Source organism: Bradyrhizobium sp. IAR9, from assembly GCF_013408065.1.
Classification (GTDB): Bacteria; Pseudomonadota; Alphaproteobacteria; order Rhizobiales; family Xanthobacteraceae; genus Bradyrhizobium.
On sequence record NZ_JACBZW010000011.1, the window covers coordinates 238,663 to 259,316 of the forward strand.

18 protein-coding genes are annotated in these 20,654 nt (G+C 64.7%); 8 read left to right on the forward strand and 10 right to left on the reverse strand.

Annotation, left to right across the window (positions count from 1 at the left end; translation table 11 throughout):
* Positions 1–25: 25 nt before the first annotated feature.
* The 3 genes from GGD67_RS26940 to GGD67_RS26950 form a co-directional block, all read right to left on the reverse strand.
* A complete protein-coding gene (locus tag GGD67_RS26940; protein WP_246784389.1) occupies positions 26–1,306 on the reverse strand; it encodes a hypothetical protein in 1,281 nt (426 codons plus the stop codon).
* Positions 1,307–1,467: 161 nt separating this feature from the next.
* Entirely contained in the window at positions 1,468–2,607 is a 1,140-nt protein-coding gene (locus tag GGD67_RS26945) for a glycosyltransferase (protein WP_179737054.1), read from the reverse strand.
* Positions 2,608–2,881: 274 nt separating this feature from the next.
* Positions 2,882–3,985: a glycosyltransferase family 1 protein gene (locus tag GGD67_RS26950; protein WP_092261630.1), complete on the reverse strand. Its 1,104-nt coding sequence runs from the start codon at positions 3,983–3,985 to the stop codon at positions 2,882–2,884.
* 180 nt (positions 3,986–4,165) lie between these two features.
* On the opposite strand from GGD67_RS26950, the gene GGD67_RS26955 reads away from it, so the two are divergent.
* Complete coding sequence (locus GGD67_RS26955) at positions 4,166–5,041, forward strand: aldose 1-epimerase family protein (RefSeq protein WP_179737055.1); 876 nt, start codon at positions 4,166–4,168, stop codon at positions 5,039–5,041.
* A 26-nt stretch (positions 5,042–5,067) separates the two neighbouring features.
* Here GGD67_RS26955 and GGD67_RS26960 read toward each other — a convergent pair whose 3' ends face one another.
* Together GGD67_RS26960 and GGD67_RS26965 are read right to left on the reverse strand one after the other, a co-directional pair.
* Entirely contained in the window at positions 5,068–5,916 is an 849-nt protein-coding gene (locus GGD67_RS26960; RefSeq protein ID WP_179737057.1) for an MBL fold metallo-hydrolase, read from the reverse strand.
* 91 nt (positions 5,917–6,007) lie between these two features.
* Positions 6,008–7,165 carry an acyltransferase gene (locus GGD67_RS26965; protein WP_179737059.1) on the reverse strand — a complete coding sequence of 386 codons (1,158 nt, stop codon included), beginning with the start codon at positions 7,163–7,165 and terminating at the stop codon, positions 6,008–6,010.
* A 291-nt stretch (positions 7,166–7,456) separates the two neighbouring features.
* Here GGD67_RS26965 and GGD67_RS26970 point away from each other — a divergent pair, with 291 nt between their 5' ends.
* Positions 7,457–8,272, forward strand: a complete 816-nt coding sequence (locus tag GGD67_RS26970) for a response regulator transcription factor (protein WP_018323215.1) — start codon at positions 7,457–7,459, stop codon at positions 8,270–8,272.
* Between the two features lie 11 nt (positions 8,273–8,283).
* Here the strand turns inward: GGD67_RS26970 and GGD67_RS26975 are convergent, their stop codons facing one another.
* The 3 genes from GGD67_RS26975 to GGD67_RS26985 all read right to left on the reverse strand — a co-directional run bounded on the left by GGD67_RS26975 (position 8,284) and on the right by GGD67_RS26985 (position 10,575).
* The gene (locus GGD67_RS26975; RefSeq protein ID WP_183233144.1) at positions 8,284–9,042 is read right to left on the reverse strand and encodes a transglycosylase SLT domain-containing protein; all 759 of its coding nucleotides are present in this window, start codon (positions 9,040–9,042) and stop codon (positions 8,284–8,286) included.
* 98 nt (positions 9,043–9,140) lie between these two features.
* Positions 9,141–10,286: a S9 family peptidase gene (locus GGD67_RS26980; RefSeq protein WP_179737068.1), complete on the reverse strand. Its 1,146-nt coding sequence runs from the start codon at positions 10,284–10,286 to the stop codon at positions 9,141–9,143.
* An 85-nt stretch (positions 10,287–10,371) separates the two neighbouring features.
* Positions 10,372–10,575 (reverse strand): hypothetical protein, encoded by a 204-nt coding sequence (locus tag GGD67_RS26985; RefSeq protein ID WP_179737071.1) that lies wholly within the window; start codon positions 10,573–10,575, stop codon positions 10,372–10,374.
* A 128-nt stretch (positions 10,576–10,703) separates the two neighbouring features.
* Here GGD67_RS26985 and pgm point away from each other — a divergent pair, with 128 nt between their 5' ends.
* The 4 genes from pgm (at position 10,704) to GGD67_RS27005 (ending at position 15,461) form a co-directional block, all read left to right on the forward strand.
* Positions 10,704–12,350 carry a phosphoglucomutase (alpha-D-glucose-1,6-bisphosphate-dependent) gene (pgm, locus tag GGD67_RS26990; protein WP_179737073.1) on the forward strand — a complete coding sequence of 549 codons (1,647 nt, stop codon included), beginning with the start codon at positions 10,704–10,706 and terminating at the stop codon, positions 12,348–12,350.
* Positions 12,351–12,663: 313 nt separating this feature from the next.
* Positions 12,664–13,713, forward strand: coding sequence for an aromatic ring-hydroxylating dioxygenase subunit alpha (locus GGD67_RS26995; RefSeq protein WP_179737075.1), 1,050 nt, complete (start codon positions 12,664–12,666; stop codon positions 13,711–13,713).
* A gap of 3 nt (positions 13,714–13,716) precedes the next feature.
* Positions 13,717–14,469: a GntR family transcriptional regulator gene (locus tag GGD67_RS27000; RefSeq protein ID WP_092261598.1), complete on the forward strand. Its 753-nt coding sequence runs from the start codon at positions 13,717–13,719 to the stop codon at positions 14,467–14,469.
* An 11-nt stretch (positions 14,470–14,480) separates the two neighbouring features.
* The gene (locus GGD67_RS27005; RefSeq protein WP_018323222.1) at positions 14,481–15,461 is read left to right on the forward strand and encodes a PDR/VanB family oxidoreductase; all 981 of its coding nucleotides are present in this window, start codon (positions 14,481–14,483) and stop codon (positions 15,459–15,461) included.
* 145 nt (positions 15,462–15,606) lie between these two features.
* Here GGD67_RS27005 and GGD67_RS27010 read toward each other — a convergent pair whose 3' ends face one another.
* The gene (locus GGD67_RS27010; protein WP_179737077.1) at positions 15,607–17,568 is read right to left on the reverse strand and encodes a bifunctional diguanylate cyclase/phosphodiesterase; all 1,962 of its coding nucleotides are present in this window, start codon (positions 17,566–17,568) and stop codon (positions 15,607–15,609) included.
* 338 nt (positions 17,569–17,906) lie between these two features.
* Positions 17,907–18,272, reverse strand: a complete 366-nt coding sequence (locus tag GGD67_RS27015) for a nuclear transport factor 2 family protein (protein ID WP_179737078.1) — start codon at positions 18,270–18,272, stop codon at positions 17,907–17,909.
* Positions 18,273–18,373: 101 nt separating this feature from the next.
* On the opposite strand from GGD67_RS27015, the gene GGD67_RS27020 reads away from it, so the two are divergent.
* A complete protein-coding gene (locus GGD67_RS27020) occupies positions 18,374–18,964 on the forward strand; it encodes a TetR/AcrR family transcriptional regulator (RefSeq protein ID WP_092261595.1) in 591 nt (196 codons plus the stop codon).
* A 55-nt stretch (positions 18,965–19,019) separates the two neighbouring features.
* Positions 19,020–20,645 (forward strand): GMC family oxidoreductase, encoded by a 1,626-nt coding sequence (locus tag GGD67_RS27025; protein ID WP_179737080.1) that lies wholly within the window; start codon positions 19,020–19,022, stop codon positions 20,643–20,645.
* Positions 20,646–20,654: the final 9 nt, after the last annotated feature.

A 20,654-nucleotide genomic window follows, 5' to 3' on the forward strand; every position in this document is an offset into this window, starting at 1 on the left:
CAACCTCATATCTGCAAAATCGCGTCTACCGCGCCGGCCTTATCTCCAGGGCGGGAACGGCACTGTCATTGGCTGCAATCAAAACCGGTGTGCTCGAAACGGGGATCCAGACCCCGGACGCAGGCCTTGCCGCCTGGTCGCACGGCATCGCAAAGCTTGCGCCTTGTTGATCGCCCTTGAGCCGGATCTCGTAACGTCGGTCCGGGGCCTCGGACCAGACTGCAACTCTGCCGCCGGAAGCCGTCGATGCATTGATCGACACGACGCCGCTGGCGAGCTCGCGGCGCTCGGCACTCTGGCTGGGGCGAATGAAGGCCCAGGCCCCCTGGGCCGCGCAGGCAACCGGCTTTGGCGAATTATCGAAACGATAGAGCCCGAAATTATCCTCCAGCTCCGACGGGTTCTTTCCGCTGTCCTTGAGCTCGTAGAGCCACATGCCCTTGAGCCAGCGTGTCGCGGTCGACGCCCACAGGATGAGCTGAGCCGTATTGTCGGCCTGGGCCTGCTCGCTGACGCCGCACTTGTTGGTGGCCGTGGTCCAGCCCGTCTCGGTGACGTAGATCGGGAAGTCAGGATTTCCGCTGGCCTGGCCGACGAGACGGTGAAACGCCGTGAGCCGATCGATGATCTCGGCCGACGTGCGTTTGCTCGGGCCCATGCAGAAATTGTAGAGATGGATCGAAGCACCGTCCGCATGCTGAAGAATGCCGGTTCGCAGCATCTTCTCCGTCCATGTCCAGCCCGGATCGTCGCCGAGAGCTCCGACCAGGAAAGGCGCATGCGGTGCAACGCGCTTGACCGCCGGCCGCGCGACTTGCGCGAGCGCCAGATAGTTCTCCGGTGAGAACGCCGGATCCTTCTTCGCCGCCAGATTCCATTCGTTCCAGAGTTCGAAGACCGGATGCTGCGCCACGACCGATTGCGCCGCCGCCGCGGCATAATCGGCGAACCGCTGCCGGGCCTCATCGGTGGTCGGCGGTGAGGAATTCGGAACCAGATGATGGCCGAAGGCGAGGATCAGGAGGGGGCGCGCGACGCCGGATTTGACTTGCGCTTCGAGCCGGCCGAGCCTGGGCGTGAAGCCCATCCGGCGTCCCCCGACCTCGAAATCGGACCAGGGAAAGTCATCGCGGAAGGCGTTGAGGCCGAGCTGCTTGATCTGCGCGACGTTTTCCGAAGGAACGTATCCGCGCGCGCTCACCGGGCCACCCAGCCCCTGATGGGTGCCGACGCCCAGCAGGAATCGGGCATCGAGCGGTTGCGCCTGCTGTGCGCAGACGGAGACCGGCAGAAAAATCGATGCCATGATGCCCGCGAGGCGGAAGCTGCCGCGAACCAAGGTGCGTGAGAATATCATCGGCTAGTTCATGCTCGCGCGTGCTGCGTTCGCGGTGACACCCAGTCCGGTCCATGACATCGCCATCGCGATCTCCTGCATCTGCGAGGGCAAGTGTGAACGTCGAGCCATCAGAAATTCTTGGAGAGGTCCGACTGCAGCCCCGCCTTCGCGTCGATCGGTGTCCGGTCGTCATGGAGCAGCTCGGCATAGACCTGCTGCAATTGCCCATGCGTCTTCTGAACGTCATAAAACTGCTTGAACCGGTCGTAACCGCGCTGTCCCAGCACCTTGAGGTCGAGATCGAGTGCTCGCCGGAAACCGTCGACGAGTGGCTGGACCGCGACGGGCTCGCAAAGCACGCCGGTCACGCCATCGACGACGATCTCGGGCAATGCTCCGCTGCGGAACGCCAGGATGGGTTTGGCCGCGCGCATCGCTTCCAGGGCAACGAGGCCGAAGGCTTCCCATCGCGACGGGATCACGACGAGGTCGGCGGCCTCGAGTTGGGTCTCAATGGTCGGGCGATCGAGCCAGCCCAGCAGGGACACGTTGGACGGGACGCTCGGGCCTTCGTACTTGTTGACGACGGAGGCGCCGATCATGCGGATCTCCAGCACGTCCTCGAGCGAGCGTGCCGCTTCGATCAGGAGATCAAAGCCCTTCTGGCGGTCCAGCCGTCCGATGAACAGGACCTTGACCTTTTCAGACGTCCAGTCGGCCGCGACAGGCTGCGGCGTGCGGCTCTTCGAGATGCCGTTATGGACGAGGGTGAGGCGCTCGGCGGGAATTCCGGCGCGGACGGCTTCGTTGAACTCGTCGCTCGAGATGCAGATGATTCGGTCCGACGTGCGGGCAAGGAGGTTCTCCGCCGCTTTCGTCACGAGATGACTTAGGCGGCCGGTCTCGCGTGAAAACGCCCAGCCGTGCGGGCAATAGACGACGCGCGGTCCGTCCGAGCGGGCCGCCAGCGCCGGGCGCAGCACCAGGCCCGCAAACGAGGAATGCAGGTGAACGACATCAGGGCGAAAGGCATCCAGCGCTTGCATGCTTGCGCGCAGCATCTGGAATAGCCCGGCGATGCCGCGGCCGGATCGTTCGAACGTCGTAATCTGGTTGTCATTGATCGCCGGAAGATCGCGGCGATGATCCGACGGCACGACGTAGTGCACGTTCCCGGTGCCGAAGCTCGCCTGTTGCTGTGGATGCAACTCGTTCAGGTAGCTGGCAATCCCGCCCCGGATCGTCTCGGCGATGTGCAGCACTTTCATCGTTTGCCTTCCGTAGGGCCGCGTTGGAGAGCCGGACATCCTGTATCCCTGTTCTGAGTTCGCTAGTGTTCGCTAGTGCGAGAGACAGTTCCTCGAATACGTAGCGATATTGGGGCAGCGATGTGGTGATGTTGCGCCAAGCTCTTTGTGCGCATGATTGTCATGGGAAGAACGAAAACTTTTCGTGGAACCATGCGCAGGCGTGCGAGTTGCAGCCAGTTGCAAATCGTTTGTGCGAAAACCGATGCGCGGGATAAGCGAAGTGCATCGAACTTCAAGCAGCGCTGGCAACGTTTGCCGATGGTGCGAGATGATCGAGCAACGACTTCGCCGACTTTTGCCACGAAAAGAACGCAACGCGTTCCTGCTGCCGCCGCCGTTCCTGATCGGAGATGGCGCCGATTGCCAATCTTTCGAGCATCAGCTGCTTCAACGATTCGGCATCATTGGCGTCAAAATACGCAGCGGCGTCGGCACACGTCTCCACGACCGCATCGGCCGTCGAGGCAATGACTGGGCAACCGAAGATCATGGCTTCGAGTGGCGGCACGCCGAAGCCCTCGTACAGCGAGGGAAACACGAATGCCGATGCATGCGCGTAGAGAGCGGCGATCTCGCCGTCCGTCAGACGCCCGGCGAGCAGCAGGCCGGAAACCCCGTCGCCCGAATTGTCTTGAAAGACCTTGCTGTTATCCCCTCCGACGATGACCAGGGGCACGTCGGCTCGATCGAGCAGCTGGACAGCGCGGATCGCGATGGAGAGATTCTTGTTCTTGGTCTTTGAGCCCACGAAGAGGAAGAACTTTTGCGGCTGAACGCCGAGCCGGGCAATGATGTCGGGATCCGGCTTCGTCCTGGCAAAGTGTTCGGCGCTATTGGGGAAAACCGGGATCGCCGTTGCTGACAGATTCAGCACCTCGGCAAGCTCTTTGCGCGAAAAGGCCGATACGGTTGCGATGCTTGCGTGCCGGGCGAGCAGCCGGCCCATGGTTCGGTGAACTGCCAGATAGCGCCAGTTGAAGAAGTCGGGCCTGCGAAAGACCTGTGCGTCGTGGATCACCACAATGTGGTCGCGATGGAACACGGGGCCGGAATTGGCGAGACTGATCAAGCGGCCTCCCGCAGCGGCGCGTGCCAGGTCGATTTGATCCCAGGCGTGCCCGCGCAAGCGGCCGACGGCGCGAATCTTGATTCGCTCCAGCTGGAGCTGCTCGCTTGCATCCACGGGCGTCAGCAACTGCCAGTCTGCGTTCCGCAGCGAGGCGGGAGTTTGCTCCGACGCCAAAAGCACGTCGATCGCCTTGACGATCTCGGCGGCATAACGCTGAACGCCGGTGAGCTTTTGCGACAGAAAACGACCGTTGATGAAGAATTTCAATTGGCTACCATAGTGGTTGATCGGAGTCCGGGCCGCCCTGCAGCAAGCAGGCGGGGGACGAACCGCAAAGGAGCAACCGTTAGGTACAGAAATATGACGCAGCCCTGCACGGTGGAGACGTTCCACCTGCATGGCTGACGTTGCCTTGCTGCGTGTGAGGTCGCGGTGTAGATGTCCGCCATGAGTGACGACACCCACTCCCTCCGCAGCGGGGGGCTCACCGCGACCATCAAGGCGCACGGCGCCGAGCTGTGCTCGTTGAAGGACAATGTCACCGAATTCGTCTGGCAGGCCGGGCCGGAATGGCCGCGCCATGCGCCGCTGCTGTTTCCGATCGTGGGGCGTCTCGCCGGGGACGAATTGCGGCACCGGGGCAAGACATACCGGATGACCCAGCACGGCTTTGCGCGCGACAGCCGCTTTGCATGGGCGGAGCGCGGCGAGAGCCGCTGCACGCTGGTGCTCGAAGACAGCGAGACGACCCGCGCGCTCTATCCGTTCGCGTTCCGTCTGACGGCCGCGTATGTCCTCGATGAGGCCGGCCTCGACCTGACGCTCACGATCGCCAACACCGGCAAGGAGACATTGCCAGCCTCGATCGGCGGTCATCCCGCCTTCAACTGGCCGCTCCGGCTCGGAAGCGCGAAAGAGGACTACGCGCTGGCCTTTGCGAAGGTGGAATCCTCTCCCGTCCGCCGACTCGATGGCGGGCTGCTGCGCCCGGCAACGGAGCCGAGCCCAGTCAAAGGTGCCGCGCTCCCCCTGTCGGAATCCCTGTTCGTCGATGACGCCGTCATCTTCGACCGGATCGAAAGCGACGCGGTCCGCTACACCGCGTCCAGCGGCCCCTGGCTCAAAATGTCCTGGCGCGGCTTTCGCGAGCTCGGCGTCTGGTCGAAACCGTCGGGCGCGCCGTTCCTCTGCATCGAGCCCTGGCGCGGCTATGCCAGTCCCGCCGGCTTTGACGGCGAATTCGCGGACAAGCCGGGGCTGATGCATATCGCGCCGGGAGCGGAAGAGCGCTTGTCGTTCCGGATCGAGGTCGGATCGTCCTGAAGCCGAAGGGCGACGAGCGTCGGCCCTCAGACCTCGATGCGCGTGAGATCCTCGCCGAGCACGACCGGCCCCGCATAATCCTGCCTGACATCCGCAAGCAGCGCTTTCAGCATGGCATCGTCGGCGCGCGGCCGGTGATGAGTCAGCGCGAGCTTTTTGACGCCGGCCTTGGCCGCAACCTTGCCGACGGTGTCGCCGCAGGCGATCGTGAATTTCGCAAGGCGGCGGAGATGCTCGTTGTTGATCTCGGGCGTTGCGAGAAAGCAGACCTGGACGAGTAGGTCGGCGCCTTCGGCCAGCCGCTCGAGAGCGGGGCAGGGGACCGTGTCGCCGGAGATCGCGATGACCTTCCCCTCCGCCTCGAAGCGGTAGCCGAGACACATCCATCGCGCGAGAAAGGCCGGCGGCAAGTCGAGGCCGTCGCCATGCGACACCAGCTCGGCGCTGATCTTCCAGCGTCCGGTGTCGAGAACGGGCCCGGGGATGATGTCCGTCGCGACCACGGGTTTCCAGCCGCCGAAGGTCGGCTCGCCCTTATCGCGCCAGGCGATGTCCTTGTCGTAGACTTGCGTGACCAGCGTGTTGACAAGCCGTTCGGTGTCCGGCGGTCCATAGATGCGCAGATCGTCCTTGCGACCATGCATCCATGAATTCAGCATCACATCGTAGAGATCGCCGATGTGGTCGAAATGGTGATGGGTGAGGAAGACCGTGTTGATGGAGCCGAGCGGAACGCCGGCCTTGCTGAGCTGCACCACGACGCCGCGGCCGGCGTCGAACAGGATGTTCTCGTCGCCGAGCCTGATCAGGGTGGTCGTCGCCATGCGGCGCGGGTCCGGGCGCGGGCCGCCGGTGCCGAGCAGTATGACCTCCATGGCGCCTTCTCCAGCGTGAAGAGTCTCCACAGTAGATTCGGAGGCGGCAGCGAGGCAAGCCGCATCAGGCCCGGAGCGTGCAGCGGGGGACTTAGGGGACGCTGGCCGCGGTCGCGGCAATGGTCGGCGGGACGATTGATCGGTCCGATCCCGCCGAGGTCAGGCGGTGCGCGAGATCCTGCGCGTGCCGTTCGACCAGATGCCAGGTCGCGCGCGCGACGAGATAGCTCAGCGCGGCGGTGACGACATAGGCGATGAGCAGCGAGACCAGCCCGTCCGCGAGCGGCCAGAGCTGATGCAAGCCGTAGATCACCGCGAAGTGCGACAGGTACATCGAATAGGAATTGCGGCCGAGCGCCTCGAGCGGCTGGAAGCGGATGGCAAGCTTGATGCAACCGGCAACCAGCGCGCCGAGCACGAGGTTGATCATGAGATAGTTGAACTCATGCGAGCCGGTGATGCGGTCGGCGGCGAAGGACAGCGCGATGAAGACCGCGTAGATCGCAGCGTCCGACTTGGCAAACCCGTCGCGCAGCGCGAAGAACAGCGCGCATCCCACCAGGAAGACCGGAAGCTGGTTCAGGAAGCTGATGTGCAGCGTGGTCCAGACGAATGCCTCGTGGCCGGGGCCGTAATAGGCGGAGAACAGCGCGAAAGCCCACGGCTTGAACAGGCAGACATTGACGAGATGCAGCACGATCGCCAGCGCGAGATAGAGATGGCGGCGCGAGCCGAACGCGGTGATCAGAAGCGGGAAGACGAGATAGAAGGTCATCTCGGCCGCGATCGACCAGTCGCCGGGCACCACGCTGTTGACGCTGTCCGGCCAGAAGCCGTGCAGGAACGTCGCGGTGAGGATCACTTGAACTGGCCCGATGCCGCCCGGCGCGTTAGCGCTCGGGCCGGTGCCGTTGATGACGAGGTAGATCGGGATCGCGAGCCAGAACAGCGGCGCGATGCGCAGGAAGCGGCGGATGTAGAACTTGCGCGTCGGACTGGTTTCGACACGCCGCGTCCACATCAGGCACATCGTCATGGCGCTGACGAAGTAGAACACGTTGACGCCGGTCCAGCCGCACATGAAGGCGTAATCGACGGCGTGGATATTTGATGGAAACGACTGCGAGACGTGGATGGCCATCACGCCGGCGATGGCCAGGCCGCGCAGGACATCGAGCGTGTGCGAACGGCCGAACGGCGCTATGCCTTGCTCGATTCGACCGGCAGCCAACCGGGCCTGCCCCTGCATCACGCCTGCTCCGTGGTTTCGTATTGTGCAGGCGGGACAATAGAGGTGCAGGTGGGCTTTCCGAAGCCGAAGGCTGTCTTTACGTTAACCGCCGGTTGAGTCCAAAGCTGAATGTGTGGGATCGACGGCCCCGGGGCCGGCGTAAGGCCCTCAAGGCATCCTGCGTACGATGCGCGGAATGAGAATTGTGGGCCAATTCATACTTAATCCCTGGAGACCATGAGCAATATTGTTTGCGCGTCGCAACGCGCCTAATATTCCAGCAGGCAATTTCGGGGGCTCGAACAAGTCGTGAATGTCCGTTCACATGACAGCGCATTGCGCGGTGACTTGAATTTCCAGGTCGGGTCCCAGGCACACAGGACATCCAAGACAGTGGTTGATCCCGCACTCAAGGAGTTGCGTCCCGCCGGCCGCGAGCGGCTGATCGTCGTCGAGGACGATCCGGTGACGCGGACCATGCTGGTCGGCTATTTCAGCGAGAACAATTTCGACGTGGTCGGCGCCAGTTCCTGTGCGGAGTGCCGCCAGGCGTTGCGCGCTCGAACCGATCTCATCTTCCTCGACGTGCAACTGCCCGATGGCGACGGCTTCGAGCTCGCCAAGGAGATCCAGGCGACCAGCAACGCGGGCATCATCTTCGTGACGCGCCGCGACACCGACGTCGATCGCATCCTCGGCCTCGAGATCGCCGGCGACCACTACGTCACCAAGCCGATCAATCTGCGCGACCTGCTCGCGCGCGCACGCAGCGTGCTGCGGCGACGCTCGCTCGATCGCAAGGCGGCGCGCAACCACAATTCGATCGCGTTCGGTGACTGGATCATCGACCTCACCCGGCGTGAATTGCTCGGCAGCGACGGCAAGCCGGTGGCGCTGACGCGCGCCGAATTCGACCTGCTCGCGGCGCTGGTCGGTGCCGACGGACGGCCGCTCAGCCGCGACTATCTGATCGAGGTCGTCAGCAACCGCCAGGCCGAGGTCGACATCCGCACGGTCGATGCGCTGGTGGCGCGGCTGCGCCGCAAGCTCGTCGGCAGCGGTACGCCCGTGATCGCGACCGTCACCGGCGTCGGCTACAAGCTCGCGCTCAGCGAGCGGCTATAGGGCACTTGTCGTCAGCGCGATGCGACGCGCTTCCATCGCGCTGCGATGCGAGCCTTGATCTGGCTGACCCTGGCCTCGTGCGCGGCCCAATAGGCGCGGCTGGCGGCCGGGGTGCCTTGACGATAGCGGGCATAGACGGCTTTGGGTTGCGCAGCCATCTTCGGGCGGCTCGCCGGTTTTGCCGGAGCTGCCGTAGGTGCTGCGGGAGTGGGCCGGGGCGCCGGATTCGGAGCGGCCGCAACCTCGGTCTCAAGAGCCTTCGAATTCATGGCGGCAAGACGGTTGCGGGCCCGATTGCAATAGACCTGCGACCGCGCGGTCATATCTTCTTCGCCATGGCCTGCCCGATACTTCATGAGGGCCCGGCAGAGATCCCCGCCGGCGAGGCGCCAGGCCCGGCTGAGATAAAGCACCCCGTAATGGATGTTGATGTCGGGTTCGGCGAGTTCCGCATCGCTGCCCCGGAAGCCCAGCATCGCCGCCGTCTCGGGCCGCACCTGCATCAGGCCGATCTCGCCGACGCTGCCGATGACGGCCGAATTGTAGCCGCTTTCGACGAACACGACCGCTTCGGCGACATCGGCCGGTAAATTGGTGTTTGCGGTTTCTCGCTCGATGATCTTCCGGATCATGGCCCGGGATGACGGCGTTTCGCCGGCGCCGAGCTCCGTCCCGCCGGTGGAGATCGCCGACGTCGCGTGCGGCCCGTCCATCTCGCCGTCTCCGGCGTGCGCGCAGATCGGGGCCGACAACAGCAGGACGACCGCCACGTGTCTCCACGTCGCGCCGAGATTGAAGCCTGCCCGATCCCACAGCATCGGTCCGTCATAGAGCTCCGGAGTTAATAAACCGGCCTCCGCTGCGGCAACTAGCGCGCGCGGGCGCTCTGATCGGTGGACGTCGCTTGCGCAGGTTCAGCCAGCCGGTCGTCGATCGCATAGAGCGTGCAGGTCGGCGACCATTTCATGCAGGCCGCCAGCGACTCGCGCCGGGCGTCGTCGGCCGTGATGTGCCCCGAGCGCCAGCCGTAGCCGCCATTCGGCGACACCGCGAACGCCTTGTGCGGCAGCATGCTGGCGAGATAGCGCGCGAACTCGGCCCGCGCGGGCTCATTGAGCTGGCGCGGCGGCGGTAGCGGATCGGGCGGGCTCAGGATGTCGCGGCTGACGAGGCCGCGCTCGCGCAGGAAAGCGTCGACATAGGGCGTCCATTGCGCACGGCTCGCCACCGCATAGAGGTAGTGGCCGTCGTCACCGAACGGCGGCGCCGCGATGAATTTTGCATTGCCGCCACTGGTGCGAAATCCGTCATGGAGGCGGCGCGCGAGGTCGGGGCCGAAATAGGAATCGTTGGTCGCATAGACCCACAGCGTCGGTACGCGCGAGGTCTTGCCGAAGGTGGCGAAGGCCTGCACCAGCCCATCGGGATTGCAGACGTCGTCGTCGTCGCGCGAGCCGCGGCCGCCGGCGAAGTTGATCGCGGCGACGAGACCGGCCGGCGCCTGCGCAGTGAGCGCGATCGTGGCGAGCCCGCCGGCGGAATGGCCGGCCGCGATCATGCCCGTCGTTGTGACGTCAGGGCGGCGCGCCATCGCATCGATCGCGGCCCGTAAGTCGGCAACCGCGACCGCGACTGCGGGCAGATAAGCGGCTTTCGCGCAGCCGCCGACGCTGTCGACGCGTCCGCCGGGCGAGCTGCCGTAGCCGCGCCGCATCACGATCAGCGCGGCAAAGCCGCGCCGGGCATATTCCAGCGCAATGCCGTAATATTTGTGCGCGGACATCGTCGAGCGGTCGTCGAAGCTGCGCGGCGAGCCGTGGCTGAGCAGCGCCAGCGGATAGCGCTTCGTCCCGGCCGGGCGGACCAGGAAGGCCTCGAGCCCCTGCGGCCCGGCCTCCGCCATGGGGACGCGGAGATCCTCGGTATAGAATTCCGCGGCCACCGCAGACGACGGCCCGTCCGCCGGGATCAGCCAGGCGATCAGCAGAGGGAGCAGCTTGCGCAGGACAGCCATGAGGCGATTCGAACAGCCGGAAGGCCTCGACCATAGCACGATCCCGCAATTTGCATTGCGGTGCCTACGTGCACGACGCGCGGCGCTAGCGCCCGGTGGATGCGCCAGAGGTGTCCGTGGTGCCGCTACGGAGCTCCCGCTCGAACCGGCGCCTCACCTTGGCGAGGTCATGATCCACGGCTGCGTTGCGCAGCATCGGGTTGCGTTCGACGCCGGTTTGCTCGACGTATCCGGGAGACGATAGCACCAAGGAACTGGCGAGCAGCAGGGCCGTTGCGAGAATGGTCATGTCCCCATTCATGGACCCAAATGCGGCCATTTGTTGCCGGCGTCGGCCGATGGCTTTTGAGTTGGCGTGTGCAAGCCCAATGCTATGGTGCGGCAGGGCCTCAATTTGACAACGACGAGGATAGTTCAGTGGCTGATGTTCATCCCGCGGCGGGCAAGCAGGCTTCGCCGGACGCGCTCACCAATATTCCGCGGCTGGTGACGGCCTATTTTGCCGGCAAGCCCGATGTCACAGATCCCGCGCAGCGCGTGGCGTTCGGCACCTCCGGCCATCGCGGCACCTCGTTTAAGAACACTTTCAACGAAGGCCACATCCTCGCGACCACGCAGGCCATTTGCGACTACAGACGGGAAAAGGGCCTGACCGGACCGCTGTTCATCGGCATCGACACCCACGCGCTGGCCGAGCCGGCACTAGTCAGCGCCGTCGAGGTGTTCGCCGCCAACGGCGTCGACATCATGATCGACAAGGACGGCGGCTACACGCCGACGCCGGTCATCTCTCACGCGATCCTCACCTACAACAAGGGCCGCACCAGCGGCCTTGCCGACGGCGTCGTCATCACGCCCTCGCACAATCCGCCGGAGGATGGCGGCTACAAATACAATCCGCCGCATGGCGGCCCGGCCGACACCGATGTGACTGGTGTCGTCGAGAAGCGCGCCAATGCCTATCTCGCCGACGGCCTCAAGGGCGTGAAGCGCATCGACTATGCCAAGGCGCTGAAGACTTCGAACGTCCATGCCTATGACTTCGTCACGCCCTACGTCGCCGATCTCGGCAATGTCGTCGATCTCGACCTCGTCAAATCCGCCGGCATCAAGATCGGCATCGATCCGCTCGGCGGCGCCGCCGTGCATTACTGGCATCCAATCATCGAGCGTTACGGCCTGAAGGCCACCGTGGTGAACGAGGCGATCGACCCGACCTTCCGTTTCATGACGGTGGACTGGGATGGCAAGATCCGCATGGACTGCTCATCGCCTTATGCGATGGCGAGCCTGATCGGGATGCGCGACCGCTTCGACGTCGCCTTTGCCAACGACACCGACGCCGATCGCCACGGCATCGTGACGCGCACCGGCGGCCTGATGAATCCGAACCATTATCTCGCGACCGCGATCTCCTATCTGTTCGCGCACCGCCCGAACTGGAGCCGGGATGCCGCGATCGGCAAGACCGTGGTGTCGAGCTCGATCATCGACCGCGTCGCGAAAAAACTCGGCCGCAAGCTGGTCGAGACGCCGGTCGGCTTCAAATGGTTCGTCGACGGCCTCCTCACCGGCGGCTTCGGTTTCGGCGGCGAGGAAAGTGCGGGCGCCTCGTTCCTGCGCCGCGACGGCGGGGTTTGGACCACCGACAAGGACGGCGTCATCCTTGGCTTGCTCGCCGCCGAGATCATGGCCAAGACCGGCCGCGATCCAAGCCAGCTCTTCAATGATTTGACCGCTGAGTTCGGCGTGCCGCATTACGCGCGCATCGACGTCGCCGCGACCGGGCCGCAAAAGAACATCCTCAAATCCGTCACGCCCGAGCAGCTCGGCCTGAAGGATCTCGCTGGCGACCCCGTCCGCTCAACGCTGAGCAAGGCGCCCGGCAACGGCCAGCCGTTTGGCGGCATCAAGGTCCAGACTGACTACGGCTGGTTCGCCGCGCGGCCGTCAGGGACCGAGGATGTCTACAAGATCTACGCCGAGAGTTTCCGCAGCACCGAGCACCTGACGCGGATTCAGGAAGAGGCCAAGGCGGGACTGGCGAAGGTGTTCGGCGCTTAAGGGTCCGAACGCTTACGGCTCTCGCTGCTGCCCGCGGGGATACCTCTGCCGCTCCGAAGCGGACCGCTTGCCGCATCCACCGCTGTCATCACCCGCGAAAGCGGGTGATCCAGTACGCCGCGGCTCCAGTTGTGTGAGTCTCATGCCCGCTGCGGAGTACTGGATTCCCCGCTTTCGCGGGGAATAACCGTCGCCTGTGTGTATACATCAAAACACGTAAAGGTATTTTAATACGGTAAAAATTGCCACTTGAACCTTTCTGTGCCCGCGCTATTGTATACATAACGTATTCATAAGCCGTGGGAGTGAGACAATGACAAAGCCCTTCCCGATGAACGCCTGGTACGCCGCGGCCTGGGACGCGGACGTGAAAGCTGCGCTGCTGCCGCGAACGATCTGCGGCAAGCATGTCGTGATGTACCGGAAGGCCGACGGCTCGGTCGCGGCGCTTGAGGATGCCTGCTGGCACCGCTTGGTGCCGCTGTCCAAGGGCCGGCTCGAAGGCGACACCGTCGTCTGCGGCTACCACGGCCTCAAATACAATGCACAGGGACGCTGCACCTTCATGCCCTCGCAGGAGACCATCAATCCGTCGGCCTGCGTGCGCTCTTATCCCGTGGTCGAGCGTCACCGCTACATCTGGCTCTGGATGGGCGATCCCGCGCTGGCCGATCCCGCGCTCGTCCCCGACATGCACTGGAATCACGATCCGGCCTGGGCCGGCGACGGCAAGACCATCCACGTCAAATGCGACTATCGCCTTGTGCTCGACAATCTCATGGATCTCACCCACGAGACCTTCGTGCATGGCTCCTCCATCGGCAACGAGGCGGTGGCGGAGGCGCCGTTCGACGTCACCCATGGTGAGAAGACGGTCACGGTGACGCGCTGGATGCGGAACATCGAGCCACCGCCGTTCTGGGCGAAACAACTCGGCAAGTCCGGCCCCGTCGATCGCTGGCAGATCATCCGTTTCGAGGCTCCCTGCACCATCGCGATCGACGTCGGCGTGGCGCCCACAGGCACCGGCGCGCCGGAAGGCGACCGCTCGCAGGGCGTCAACGGCTTCGTGCTCAACACCATCACGCCGGAGACCGAGAAGACCTGCCACTATTTCTGGGCCTTCGTGCGCAACTATCAGATCGGTGAGCAGCGCATCACCAGTGAGATCCGCGAGGGCGTTTCCGGCATCTTCCACGAGGACGAGCTGATCCTCGAGGCGCAGCAGCGCGCCATGGACGAGAACCCCGATCGCATCTTCTATAACCTCAACATCGACGCCGGCGCGATGTGGACGCGCAAGCTGATCGACAGGATGGTGGCCAAGGAAAACGGGCCGCAGCACCTTCAGGCGGCGGAGTAGATCATGGCCGAACGTGAGGTCGACCGCTCCGTCTCGCAGACTGTGAAGGCGCAGCTTGCGCTGCGCGACCAGATCCTGTCCGGCTCCCTACGTCCGGGCGAGCGCATCTCCGAGCTCCAGGCGGTAGAGACCACCGGAGCCTCGCGCACCCCCGTGCGCATGGCGCTGGTGCGACTGGAGGAGGAAGGCCTGCTGGAGGCGATCCCGTCCGGCGGCTTCATGGTGAAGGCGTTTTCGGAGCGCGACATCTCCGATTCCATCGAGCTGCGCGGCACGCTGGAAGGGCTCGCTGCGCGCTTCGCCGCCGAGCGCGGCGTCTCCGCGCGCGAGCTGGAGCCGCTCAAGGAGTGCCTTGCCGCGATCGACGAACTGCTGCGGCAGGTGCCGATCTCGATCGAAGCGTTTTCCTCCTATGTCACGCTGAACGCGCGCTTTCACGCCCTGCTCACGGAATTGTCGCGCAGCCCGCCCTTGATCCGCCAGATCGACCGCGCCTCGGCGCTGCCGTTCGCATCCCCGAGCGGCTTCGTGATGGCGCAATCGGCGCTGCCCGAGGCGCAGCAGATCCTGATCATCGGGCAGGAGCACCACCGTGTCGTGATCGACGCCATCGAGAACCGCGAAGGCGCGCGTGCCGAAGCCGTCATGCGCGAGCATGCGCGGCTGGCGGTGCGCAATCTGCGCCTCGCGCTGCGCAACCGCACCCATCTCGACCTCTTGCCGGCGCTCGCACTGATCAAGACCACAACCGATTGAGGGCAGTCATCATGCGCTTCATCGAAACCTGGATTCCGGCAACGCTCGTTTCGACGCGCGATCTTGCCCCCGGCATCCGCGAATTCCTGATCCGGCCGGATCAGTTCGACGCCGCCGCCTATCCGGTCGGCAGCCACATCAATGTCAGCGTGACCATCGACGGCCTGCCGGAGACGCGGTCCTATTCGCTGGTCGGCGAAGCCATCTCGACCGGCTTCAAGATCGCGGTGCGCCGTGCCGATGATTCCCGCGGCGGCTCGCGCTACATGTGGCAGCTCGCGCCGGGCGCGCGGCTCGACATCACGCAGCCCGCTTCGCTGCTTGCGGTGGACTGGTCCCGTGAAAATTATTGCCTGATCGCCGGCGGCATCGGCATCACGCCGATCCTCGGCGCCGCGCAGGCGCTGGCGCGGCGCGGGGCTGACGTCACGCTGCATTATGCGGTGCGCTCGCGCGGCGAGGCTGCCTATCTCGACGATCTCGCCGGAATTCTCGGCGATCGCCTGGTCGTTCATGCCAGCGATGAAGGCAAACGGCTCGACCTCGATGCGGTGTTCGCGTCATTGCCGCAAGGCACGCTGTCGCTGTTCTGCGGCCCGATGCGCATGCTCGATGCCGCACGCCACGCCTGGATCGGCGCGGGCCATCCGCTGCCCGATCTCCGCTACGAGACCTTCGGCTCCAGCGGCACGCTGCCGACCGAGACGTTTCGCGTGCGCCTGAAGGGCTCCGATGTCGAGCTCGAAATCCCGCGCGAGCGCTCGATGCTGGACGTGCTCAACGCCAGCGGTCACGACGTGATGTACGACTGCAAGCGCGGCGAATGCGGCCTGTGCGCCATCGACGTGGTCGAGGTCGACGGCGAGATCGACCATCGCGACGTCTTCTTCAGCGACCATCAGAAGCAAAGCAACCAGAAGATCTGCGCCTGCGTCTCCCGCGCGCGGGGCACCATCACGGTGGATACGCTGCTGCGGGCGGATGCGATCTGAGGCAACCTCTCGAGACCCGGCAGGGTCTGAAGGATTGTAGCCCGGATGGAGCGGAGCGAAATCCGGGGCGGTCTTGCTCCGGCGCGCACTCGTCCCGGATTGCGCTTCGCTCCATCCGGGCTACGAAGCGTCAGCCGCAAGTGACCTACGCCGCAAACGTCGCCTGAAGCTTCTTCCTGTCCAGCAGCGCCAGCACGCCATCCACCGACACCGGCCGGCTGATCAGATAGCCCTGGACCTCGTCGCAACTGATCTGCCTGAGATAGTCGAGCTGGTCGGCGGTCTCGACGCCTTCTGCGACGACGGCGATGCGCAGGTCGCGCGCGAGCGAGATCACCGACTTGACGATGGCGGCACAGTCCGGCTGCACCAGCATGTCGCGGATGAAGGACTGGTCGATCTTGATGCGGCTGAACGGCAGCTTGCGCAAATAGGTGAGGGAGGAGAAACCCGTCCCGAAATCGTCCAGCGCGACCGTGACGCCGAGCTGCAGCAGCGCGTTCAGAACCGGCTCGGCCGAGCCGTATTTCGACAGCAGCATCGATTCCGTGATCTCGATCTCGAGCCGGTGCGGCGCGATCTTCGCGTCCGCCAGCGTCTGCACGATGATCTGGAGGATGCCGGCGTTATGAAACTGCGCGGCCGAGAAGTTGACGGCGACCCTGATCTCGTCCGGCCACTCGGCAACCGTCGCGCAGGCGCGGCGGACGACCCATTCGCCGATCTCGTGGATCAGCCCGGTCTCTTCCGCAATCGGGATGAATTCGCTCGGCGGCACCAGTCCGCGCTCAGGATGTTGCCAGCGCAGCAGCGCCTCGAAACCGGTGATCCGGCTTTGGTCGAGATCGAGGAACGGCTGGAACACGAGGAACAGCTCGTCTCGCGCGATCGCGCCCTCGAGGTCGGATTGCAGCGCCTTGCGATCGCGTGACACCCTGTCGTCGCTGGCCTCAAAGAAGCGGATCGTGCCAGGTCCCACCTTCTTGGCGCGGTAGAGTGCGGCATCGGCATTCTTCATGACGTCAAGCGGTGTAGTGCCGTCGCGCGGCGCCAGCACGATGCCGACGCTGGTCGCGCCCCCGATCTGGCGGCCCTCGATGCGGAACGGTTCAGTGAAGGCCGCGACGAAGCGTTCGGCGATTTCGAGGGCATCCTCGGGACGCGCCAGATTGGCCATCACCAGCGCGAACTCGTCGCCGCCGATGCGCGCGACATGCTCGGCGGCGCGCGTGCAGCGTCGCAGGCGGCTTGCGACCTGGACCAGGAATTCGTCGCCGGCGGGATGGCCGAACTTGTCGTTGACCTCCTTGAAGCGATCGAGATCGAGCAGCAGCACCGCAAACTCCTCGCCGGACAATGCCAGTCGCTTGAGCGCGGCCTCGAGCGTCTCGTTGAAGGCGACGCGGTTGGGCAGGTGGGTCAGAGGATCCAGCCGCACCGTGCGCTCCGCCTCGATCTGCCGCATCACGCGCCGCGCGAACGAGAAGGAATTGACGAACACGCCGCGGATCAGCACGCTGCCATAGACCACGACGAGGAAGGCGATCAGCAGAAAGGCCAGATCGCCGTTCCTGCCGAGGCAGATCGCGATCCCGACGAAGATCGGGGCGGTGTAGGCGATCGCTGCGATCGGGATGGTGGCGAAGGCGAGCGCACCGCCGGCCAGCATGCCCGAGCACAGGCAGGTGATGACGAGCTGGCCGCCGGTCGAAGCATTGTCGAAGAAGGCGACGGGGACGATGCCCCAGGCGGTGCCGAGGACGAAGGCGTTGCGCACCAGCCGGTGCATGGCGTGGCGCGAGACGAATTGCGGCTTGGTGATGCGGCGCGCCGCGCGGGATTGCAGGCCGAATGCGATCGCGGCGCTGGCGACGGCGGCGGCCCAGATCAGGGCGGATATCCTGTCCGGCGATTGCCACAATGCGATGGCGAGCACGATGGCGTTGCAGGCATTGGCGAGCATGATGCCGACCGAATAGCCGAGCACCAGCGACATCTGTTCGGCGCGGATGTGGCCGGCCACGGCTTCGTCGGTTGCGGGACCGCCAAAGGCCGACAAATCGCCCGCGAACAGCCGCGCGACATAGCTGGTCGTTTGAGTCCGCATTTCAGAGCCTAGCAGGACGGGCCGTTGGTCGGCTCCTTCAGGGAAATTCGCCGCAAACCTTTGACGAACTATGAATTATCCCTGACTGCGGCGCTCGCCGCGACCACTTCTGCGTGTTCGTGACGTGATATCGATAACAAATCGATACAAATGCAGACTTCGGATTGCGGCTGTAACGAGAGCAGGGCGCTCCCCACTAGCTCGCCGTCATGCCCCGGCTTGACCGGGCTTGACCGGGGCATCCAGTACGCCGCGGCCTATCGAGGAATCACAACCGTCTCTGGAATACTCGATCGCCCGGTCAAGCCGGGCGATGACACCTGTGTGGAGAGACGTCGTCACCGCCCCAGCTGCTTCGGATCGTAATAGAACCGCTCTTCGATCAGCTTGTCGCCGCGCCAGGTTTGCCACGCGATCTCGTCCAGCGTTCGTGAGACACCCTCTGCGTTGGTGAAGCTGAACGTCCAGCGCGTCGCCACGTGGTCGCCGTCGATCAGGCTCGGTCCGATGCGGACGGCCCTGACCTCTTTCGAGGCCGCCAGCACGGCACGCTCCTTGGCGACGAGCTTGTCACGGCCGATCGTCGGGGCGCCGTTGTTCTCATAGGTCGCGGCGTCGAGCGTGCAGAACTGCTCGATCGCGCCGATGAAATCCCCGGCCTCCAGCCGCTGCGCAAAAGCTTCGACGACATCACGGCTCGGCATGGCAAACCTCGCGATTAAAACCGACTGACAGTCGGTAAAATACCGACCGAGGGTCAAAAAGTCAACTGGCCGCCCCTGCCGAATTCGATTAGACGAGACTCATGGCGAAACAGGCGGAGCGGCGGGCGGCGACATCGGAAGCGATCCTGTCGGCGGCGCGCCGCCTGTTCGGGACGCAAGGCTTTGCCGCTACCACCATGGACGAGATCGCGGAAGCAGCCCACGTCGCCAAGGGCGCGGTCTATCATCACTTCAAGACCAAGGAGGCGGTGTTCGAAGCCGTGTTCGACCAGGTCTCGCGCGACCTCGTCGTCGAGATCGATGGCACGGCTCGCGCCGAGAAGGACGTGCTCGCGGCGATGGTCGCCGGCACGCAGCATTATTTCGCGGCGACCGCCAAGGGCCCGACCGGCCAGATCATCCTGCGCGACGGCCCGGCCGTGCTCGGCTGGGAGCGCTGGCGCGAGATCGACGCGCAGCATTTTGGCGGCAAGCTGCCGCGCGCGATTGCGGCGGCGATGGAGGCTGGCCTGATCGCAAAGCAGCCGGTCGAGCCGCTGGCGCGGCTATTGCTCGGCGCGGTGACGGAGGCAGCGGTCGCCTGCGCCGGACGCGCTGATATCGCAAGGGCAGGCGCGGAATATGCCCGTGCGTTCAAGTCGCTGGTCGAGGCGCTGCGCCTGCGGGAATGATTGTGCTAAGCCACGCGGACGGAAACGCCCCAACCAACAAGAAGACTGACAAGACATGACCATAAACTCCTCCCTCGCGCCGTCCGATCCCGAATTCGACTACATCATCGTCGGCGCCGGCTCCGCCGGCTGCGTGCTCGCCAACAGGCTCTCGGCGAACGGCAAGCACAGCGTGCTGCTGCTCGAGGCCGGCCCGAGGGATTCCAACATCTGGATCCACGTGCCGCTCGGCTACGGCAAGCTGTTCAAGGAGAAGTCCGTCAACTGGATGTACCAGACCGAGCCGGAGCCCGAGCTGAAGGGACGCCAGGTGTTCCAGCCGCGCGGCAAGACGCTGGGCGGATCGAGCTCGATCAACGGCCTGCTCTATGTCCGCGGCCAGCACGAGGATTATGACCGCTGGCGCCAGCTCGGCAATACCGGCTGGGGCTACGACGACGTGCTGCCCTATTTCAAGAAGGCCGAGAACCAGTCGCGCGGGGCCGACCAGTATCATGGCAGCGGCGGTCCGCTGCCGGTTTCCAACATGGTCGTGACCGATCCGTTGTCAAAGGCCTTCATCGACGCAGCGGTCGAGACCGGTCTGCCCTACAACCCCGATTTCAACGGCGCCACGCAGGAAGGCGTCGGCCTGTTCCAGACCACGACGCGCAACGGCCGGCGCGCCTCGACGTCGGTGGCCTATCTCGGCCCGGCAAGGACCCGCGGCAATCTCAAGGTGGAAACTGGCGCGCTCGGCCAGCGCGTGCTGTTCGAAGGCCGCCGCGCCGTCGGCGTCGAATATCGGCAAGGCGCAGCTGTGCGCCGGGCCCGCGCGCGAAGAGAGATCGTGCTGTCGAGCGGCGCCTACAACTCGCCGCAACTGCTGCAGCTCTCCGGCGTCGGCCCTGGCGATCTCCTGCGCAAGCACGGCATCGATGTCGTGCTGGACGCGCCGGGCGTCGGTCACGACCTCCAGGACCACATGCAGGTCCGCATCGTGATGCGCTGCTCGCAGAAGATCACGCTCAACGACACCGTCAATCATCCGCTCCGCCGCACCATGGCCGGCGCGCGCTACGCGCTGTTTCGCAAGGGGTGGCTGACGATTGCGGCCGGCACGGCGGGCGCATTCTTCAAGACCAGCCCGCGGCTGGCCTCGCCCGACATCCAGGTGCACTTCCTGCCGTTCTCGACCGACAAGATGGGCGAGAAGCTGCACGATTTCTCCGGCTTCACCGCCTCTGTGTGCCAGCTCCGTCCTGAAAGCCGCGGGACCTTGCGCATCCGAAGCGCCGATCCGACGGTGCCGCCGGAGATCCGCATCAACTACATGTCGACCGAGACCGACCGCACCACCAACGTCGAAGGTCTGAAGATCCTGCGCAAGATCTTGAATGCGCCGGCGCTGAAGCCATTCGTTGTCAATGAGTACGATCCCGGGGCGAAGGTATCCACGGACGCCGAGCTGCTGGAATATTGCCGCGAGCGCGGCAGCACCATCTACCATCCGACCTCGACCTGTCGTATGGGCAATGATGCGCTCGCGGTGGTCGACCAGCGGCTGAAGGTGAGGGGGCTCGAAGGCCTTCGCGTCGTCGACGGCTCGGTCATGCCGGACCTCGTCTCGGGGAACACCAACGCGCCGATCATCATGATCGCCGAAAAGGCCTCCGACATGATATTGGAGGATGCGCGGTAAATTCGCGTC

What these genes read in the sequence shown, in the direction of transcription:
- GGD67_RS26940 (WP_246784389.1), bottom strand. Translation starts at nt 1,306, where the DNA reads ATGGCATCGATTTTTCTGCCGGTCTCCGTCTGCGCACAGCAGGCGCAA.
- GGD67_RS26945 (WP_179737054.1), bottom strand. Translation starts at nt 2,607, where the DNA reads ATGAAAGTGCTGCACATCGCCGAGACGATCCGGGGCGGGATTGCCAGC.
- GGD67_RS27000 (WP_092261598.1), top strand. Translation starts at nt 13,717, where the DNA reads ATGGCCGAACGTGAGGTCGACCGCTCCGTCTCGCAGACTGTGAAGGCG.
- GGD67_RS27020 (WP_092261595.1), top strand. Translation starts at nt 18,374, where the DNA reads ATGGCGAAACAGGCGGAGCGGCGGGCGGCGACATCGGAAGCGATCCTG.
- GGD67_RS26985 (WP_179737071.1), bottom strand. Translation starts at nt 10,575, where the DNA reads ATGACCATTCTCGCAACGGCCCTGCTGCTCGCCAGTTCCTTGGTGCTA.
- GGD67_RS27005 (WP_018323222.1), top strand. Translation starts at nt 14,481, where the DNA reads ATGCGCTTCATCGAAACCTGGATTCCGGCAACGCTCGTTTCGACGCGC.
- GGD67_RS26965 (WP_179737059.1), bottom strand. Translation starts at nt 7,165, where the DNA reads ATGCAGGGGCAGGCCCGGTTGGCTGCCGGTCGAATCGAGCAAGGCATA.
- GGD67_RS26960 (WP_179737057.1), bottom strand. Translation starts at nt 5,916, where the DNA reads ATGGAGGTCATACTGCTCGGCACCGGCGGCCCGCGCCCGGACCCGCGC.
- GGD67_RS27025 (WP_179737080.1), top strand. Translation starts at nt 19,020, where the DNA reads ATGACCATAAACTCCTCCCTCGCGCCGTCCGATCCCGAATTCGACTAC.
- GGD67_RS26980 (WP_179737068.1), bottom strand. Translation starts at nt 10,286, where the DNA reads ATGGCTGTCCTGCGCAAGCTGCTCCCTCTGCTGATCGCCTGGCTGATC.
- GGD67_RS27015 (WP_179737078.1), bottom strand. Translation starts at nt 18,272, where the DNA reads ATGCCGAGCCGTGATGTCGTCGAAGCTTTTGCGCAGCGGCTGGAGGCC.
- GGD67_RS27010 (WP_179737077.1), bottom strand. Translation starts at nt 17,568, where the DNA reads ATGCGGACTCAAACGACCAGCTATGTCGCGCGGCTGTTCGCGGGCGAT.
- GGD67_RS26955 (WP_179737055.1), top strand. Translation starts at nt 4,166, where the DNA reads ATGAGTGACGACACCCACTCCCTCCGCAGCGGGGGGCTCACCGCGACC.
- GGD67_RS26995 (WP_179737075.1), top strand. Translation starts at nt 12,664, where the DNA reads ATGACAAAGCCCTTCCCGATGAACGCCTGGTACGCCGCGGCCTGGGAC.